The sequence below is a fragment of the Rhodoferax sp. genome, from assembly GCF_018063565.1.
GTDB lineage: Bacteria > Pseudomonadota > Gammaproteobacteria > Burkholderiales > Burkholderiaceae_C > Rhodoferax.
Genome location: NZ_JAGPBB010000149.1, coordinates 1 through 5,502, shown reverse-complemented (window position 1 = coordinate 5,502; position 5,502 = coordinate 1). Strand labels below are relative to the sequence as shown.

Annotated in this window: 5 protein-coding genes; 3 read left to right on the top strand and 2 right to left on the bottom strand. The window is 60.1% G+C overall.

Annotated elements, in window-relative coordinates; all coding sequences use genetic code 11:
- Together KBF66_RS18705 and KBF66_RS18700 are read right to left on the bottom strand one after the other, a co-directional pair.
- Positions 1-605: serine/threonine-protein kinase (locus KBF66_RS18705; RefSeq protein WP_296661124.1), on the bottom strand; the 605-nt coding region annotated here is incomplete at its 3' end.
- Between the two features lie 13 nt (positions 606-618).
- Positions 619-1,491: a DUF3365 domain-containing protein gene (locus KBF66_RS18700; RefSeq protein ID WP_296661122.1), complete on the bottom strand. Its 873-nt coding sequence runs from the start codon at positions 1,489-1,491 to the stop codon at positions 619-621.
- A gap of 84 nt (positions 1,492-1,575) precedes the next feature.
- On the opposite strand from KBF66_RS18700, the gene KBF66_RS18695 reads away from it, so the two are divergent.
- The 3 genes from KBF66_RS18695 to KBF66_RS18685 all read left to right on the top strand — a co-directional run.
- Positions 1,576-2,580: a PhoH family protein gene (locus KBF66_RS18695; RefSeq protein ID WP_296661119.1), complete on the top strand. Its 1,005-nt coding sequence runs from the start codon at positions 1,576-1,578 to the stop codon at positions 2,578-2,580.
- 71 nt (positions 2,581-2,651) lie between these two features.
- Positions 2,652-3,113, top strand: coding sequence for an rRNA maturation RNase YbeY (gene ybeY, locus KBF66_RS18690; protein ID WP_296661127.1), 462 nt, complete (start codon positions 2,652-2,654; stop codon positions 3,111-3,113).
- A 2-nt stretch (positions 3,114-3,115) separates the two neighbouring features.
- The coding region (locus KBF66_RS18685) for an ATP-binding protein (protein ID WP_296661116.1) at positions 3,116-5,502 on the top strand (2,387 nt) is incomplete at its 3' end.

The following is a 5,502-nucleotide window of genomic DNA, read 5'->3' as shown; positions in this document are numbered from 1 at the left end:
AGCAACACCCCGGCGGCAAAAATGTCGACGCGCTGGTCAATCTTTTCTCCCATGTACTGCTCAGGAGCCATGAAGCCGGGCGTGCCAATCACCATGGCCACCTGCGTCAAAGCGGCGGATTCGATGCGCGCAATGCCAAAGTCGGTCACCTTGAGTTGTCCGGACTCGGAGATGATCAGGTTGGCGGGCTTGATGTCGCGGTGCCACACGCCATGACGATGCGCCGCCTCCAGCGCATCCAGCAAGGCCAACATCAACGTCAACACCTCCGCCTGTGGCAGGGCGCGATTGTTTTCCAGGATTTTGGACAAATCCCGGCCTTCGACATACTCCATGACGATGTAGGCATGGTCCGCATCCTGCCCCAGCTCATAGATGGCCACGATATTGGGATGGCTCAAACGCCCGACCGCACGTGCCTCGTTGCGAAATCGGTCCAGCAACGATTTTTGAGCCTCGCGGTCGTGCGACAGGGTATGGCGGATGGTCTTGATGGCCACCAGGCGGCCGATGCCTGGATCAAACGCCTTGTAAACCACCCCCATCGCGCCTTCGCCCAGCAGCGTCTTGATGGTGTACTTACCGATGTATTCGGGATGGGCCATGGTGCCAGGTCCGTCACTCGTCGAGCAGTTTCATGGCGTGAACCAGGCTCTTGCGCATGCGCGCAAACGACTCCGACAACACACCAATTTCATCCTTGCTGGCGCTGGCAAACTCGGGCGCATCCAGCTCACCAAGGCTGACACGGTCGGCCAGCGCCGAGAGTTGCGTCACCGGATGAATCACCAAGCGCCACAACATCAAATTCAGGACGGCACCAATCAACACAAAAACTGCGGCCAGCGAGCCCATCACCACACCAAATGCCTCATCCGCGCGCTTGAGCGGCACCGTCATCGGCACTGACACAATCTGGGCACCCAGGGTGTCGTTGAGATTCCACCCAAAACCATTGGCCGGGCCATACTTGGCCAGCATGGTGGCGGGTGCGGCGTCGACCGTGCTGTGACATTGCAGGCAGCCCGGGTCGGTGATGCGGATGGGGCGCGCGATGAACATCAGGCGTCCTGCCGCGGTATCGCGCTCACCCACATACTCTGTCAAGCCGGTTTCTTTGGCAAAACGTGCAATCACGTCCTCCTCCCAATCCTGCGCCCGGTCACGCGGGTTGGTCGGATTGAGCATGGCGGGCTTGTAGGCGTAATCGCCATGCTTCTCGCGCAGGGCATTGACCACTTCGGTCGAAGAGTAGGCCGGAATGGTCTGTGGCAAAAAACGCTCGGTCAACTGGGCTGCCAGCAGCGGCTTGATCTGGGTCGCAGTGTAGGTACTGACGGCCTGGGCACTTTCCATGATGAGTCGGGCATTGCCCAGGATCTCTTCGTGGGCACTTTTTTGCAGCATGTTGCGGGCAATCAGCCCGCAGGCCAGAAGGCCCGCGACAAACACCAGCAAAAAAGCCAGATTGAATTTGAACAACAGTTTCATGACATCTCCGATGTGAGGAAGCTTCAACACTTGGCCGGGGCATTTATTGCCTATCATGCACGATCTTTTAAGAGAATTATCAACGTGATCCTGCGCCACATCTTTTCACCCCCCAGCAATTCCCGCTTGAGCCACTTGTGCGGACCGATGGATGCCCACCTGCGCACCATTGAGACGGCGCTGCAGGTGCGTATTGCGCACCGCCATGAGCAGTTCAAAGTCGACGGACTGAAAGCCGATGCCAAGCGTGCCATGGAAGTACTGCAAGCCTTGTATGAAATGGCGGCGCGCCAGATCGAGCCACGCACCGTGCAATTGATGCTCTCGGGCGATGGCCAAGTGGACGGCACCGATGGCCCGTCGCTGAAAACCCGCCGTGCTGACCTTAAACCCCGCTCGCTCAACCAGGCGCATTACCTGGACTGCATCGTGCGTCATGACATCACCTTTGGCATCGGGCCGGCCGGCACCGGCAAAACCTATCTGGCCGTGGCCATGGCGGTCGACGCCCTGCAGCGCAGCAGTGTGCAGCGCATTGTGCTCACCCGCCCGGCCGTCGAAGCCGGTGAACGCCTGGGCTACCTGCCGGGCGATCTGGCACAAAAGATCGACCCGTATCTGCGTCCGCTGTACGACGCGCTTTACGACCTGATGGGCTTTGAGGCGGTGCAAAAAGCCTTTGAGCGCCAGACCATCGAAATTGCGCCACTGGCTTTCATGCGCGGGCGCACGCTCAACACCGCGTTTGTGATTCTGGACGAAGCGCAAAACACCACGCCTGAGCAGATGAAGATGTTTTTGACGCGCATCGGTTTCGGCTCCAAAGCGGTGGTGACGGGTGACGTGAGCCAGATTGACCTGCCCAGCGACCAGCTCAGCGGCCTGATTGACGCCGAGCGGGTGCTCAAGAACATTGACGGCATTGCCACCTGTCGCCTCACCAGTGCCGACGTGGTGCGCCACCCGCTGGTGGCGCGCATTGTCGACGCCTACGATGCGCCCGGGCGATTCAACCCGCACCCGCGTATCGATGCCACGCTGCCTGACACCGTGGCAAACCGCCCGACCAGACCACCAAAGAGCCTGTAATTTGCAACCAGCAAGATAGCTAACAGTGCTTTATTTATATGGGCTAGAGGCTATTTTTGTATATCAATCTCATTGTCATGAATCATCTCAGCTTGTCGCTTCAATTTGCCAGGTTTCCCGATGTAGGAATGCACCGTGCCGCCCTGCCGCGCCACCGGGTGGCCAAGTGGATGCGCCATGCGCTGCAAGACGATGCCGAGATCACCGTGCGCATCGTGGACACCGACGAAGCCCAGGCACTTAACCGCGACTACCGCCAAAAAGATTACGCCACCAATGTGCTGACCTTCGACTACACCCTCGAGCCACAGGTCACAGCCGATCTGGTGCTCTGTGCGCCGGTGGTGGCCCGCGAGGCCAAAGAGCAGAACAAGACATTGCAAGCGCATTACGCCCACCTGCTGATTCACGGCACGCTGCACGCGCAGGGCTGGGACCATGACGAGGACGAGGACGCCCAGGTGATGGAACTGCGCGAAAGCGAAATCATGGCCCGCCTGGGTTTTGACGACCCCTATGCCGAGGCCGGATGAACATGACGTATCAAACTCTGCCGCCTGAGGCGCTGCGTCTGACGCTTGACCCGGACACGTTCAGCTTTTCAGACACCAGCGAGCTGCTGCATTTGCCGCTGTCGTGGATCGGGCAGGAGCGTGCCGAAGCCGCTGCACGTTTTGGCCTGGCCATGCAACAACCGGGCTACAACCTGTTTGTGCTGGGTGAAGTGGGCAGTGGCCGCACCACGCTGCTGACCCAACTGATGCACGAGCAGGCGGCAAACCGAAGTGTGCCGCCCGACCTGTGTTACCTGCACAACTTTGACGCCCCCGAGCGACCCCATGCGCTGCGCCTGCCCGCCGGCGAGGGGCGCCTGCTGCGGCAATTGATGGGCCAGTTTGCCAAGCGGATGCAAAGCGACATTCCACTGCGGCTGAAAGCCCCCGAGTTCAAGTCACAAGCCGACCAGATTGAGGCCAGGGCCAAATCAGACGAGGCGCAGGCCTACGCCGCGCTCAGCGCGTTTGCGCAGGCACGCCAATTTGTGCTGCTACGGGAACAGGGCAACCTGGTGTTCACACTCAAAGATGCGCAGGGCGAGCCCGTCACCGCCGGCAAGGCCATGACCTACACACCCGAGCAACGCCTGAAGATTGACACTGACGAGCGCGACTTGCAGGCAAGAATCGAGCGTTACCTGACCGACACCGCTGACATCCGTCGTGTCAGTAATGAGGCACTTGCAGACCTGCGTGCCCTCGCCGTGCGACCTTTGCTGGACCATGCGTTGCAGGACATCCGGACAGCGCTGCGCAAACGCATCAAGGACACCCTCAAACTCGGCAGCTACCTGGACCGTATTGCCCAGGAAGTACAGGACAACTTGTCGCTGTTTGAGCCCGGTGACGATGAGGAGACACGGCTCGATGGTCTGATCGATGTTGTGTCGCGATTTCGCGTCAACCTGGTGGTGGACAACCACGACCTGCGCGGCGCACCGGTCATTGTGGAGGACAACCCGCAGCTTCATAACCTGTTTGGCGGTATCGAGTACGCGTCGAGCGAGCGAATGCTCGAAACCGACTTTTCGCACATTCGCGCCGGCAGTTTGCTCAAAGCCCACGGCGGCTTTCTGATGCTGCATCTGCGCGACTTGCTGGCCGACGAACCGGTGTGGGAAAAACTGCGCCGATTCCTGCGCAGCGGCCGCTTGCAGATTGAAGAGCCCGGCATGCCGTTCGCAGCCATGGCGGCTGTCACGCTGGCACCCGAGCCGGTGGCAGTGGACGTCAAGATCGTTTTGATCGCCAGTGTGGATGAGTACTATTCGGTGCAGGAAGGCGACAACGGCTTTGCCCGACGCTTCTTGTGCAAAGTGGATTTTTCAGACAGCTTTCGCAGCACCCGCCAGACCAGTTTGGCGACCGCGATCTTTGTGGCGCATACCTGTCAACGGCTCGGCCTTGCGCATTTTTCAGCTGCAGCAGTGGCTGCGCTGATCGAGCAAGGGCATCGGCTGGCCGAGGACCAGACCCGCCAGAGCGCACAGTTTGCCCGGCTTGAAACGCTGGCAATCGAAGCCAGCGCGTTGGCGCTGCTGCGTGGCACCGGCGCGCGGGTACAGGCGGCCGATGTGCTGGGCGCCGCTGGCGCACAGTTGCAACGCCATAATGCACCTGAGGAGCGCCTGCAGCAAACCATCACAGATGGTGAACGTCTGCTCGATGTATGCGGCCACAAGGTTGCACAAATCAATGGACTGACCGTGATCGATCTGGGCGACCACCAGTTTGGCTTCCCGGTGCGCGTGACGGCCCACACCTACGCGGGCGAAGAGGGGCTGATCAACATAGAACGAGAAGTTGAACTCTCCGGCCCGATCCACGACAAAGGCGTGCTGATCCTGCACAGCTACCTCTCCAGTCTGTTCGCGCATGTGGCACCGCTGGCGATGAACGCGTCGGTCGTGTTTGAGCAGGAGTACAACGGCGTCGAGGGCGACTCGGCCTCGTGTGCCGAGTTTTATGCGCTGCTTTCCAGCCTGTCAGGACTGCCGCTGCGCCAGGGCATTGCAGTGACCGGCGCACTCAATCAGCACGGCGAGATCCTGCCGGTCGGTGGCATCAACGAAAAGATCGAAGGCTACTTCAAGAGCTGTGAATTGCTCGGCCTGGACGGAACCCAAGGGGTGCTGATCCCGAGTCGCAACCGCCGGCACCTGATGCTTGATGCGCGGGTGGTGGAGGCTGTGGCGCAAGGGCGTTTTCACATCTACACCGCCGAACTGGCCAGTCAAGGCATGGAATTGCTGACGGGTGTGCGATTTGGCACTCTGGATCTGGGCGGGTATGGCGCTGAGACAGTGCTGGGAAAAGCACAAAGGACGTTGCAAAAATACCGCCAGGCCTGCGACGGCCCGGAGCC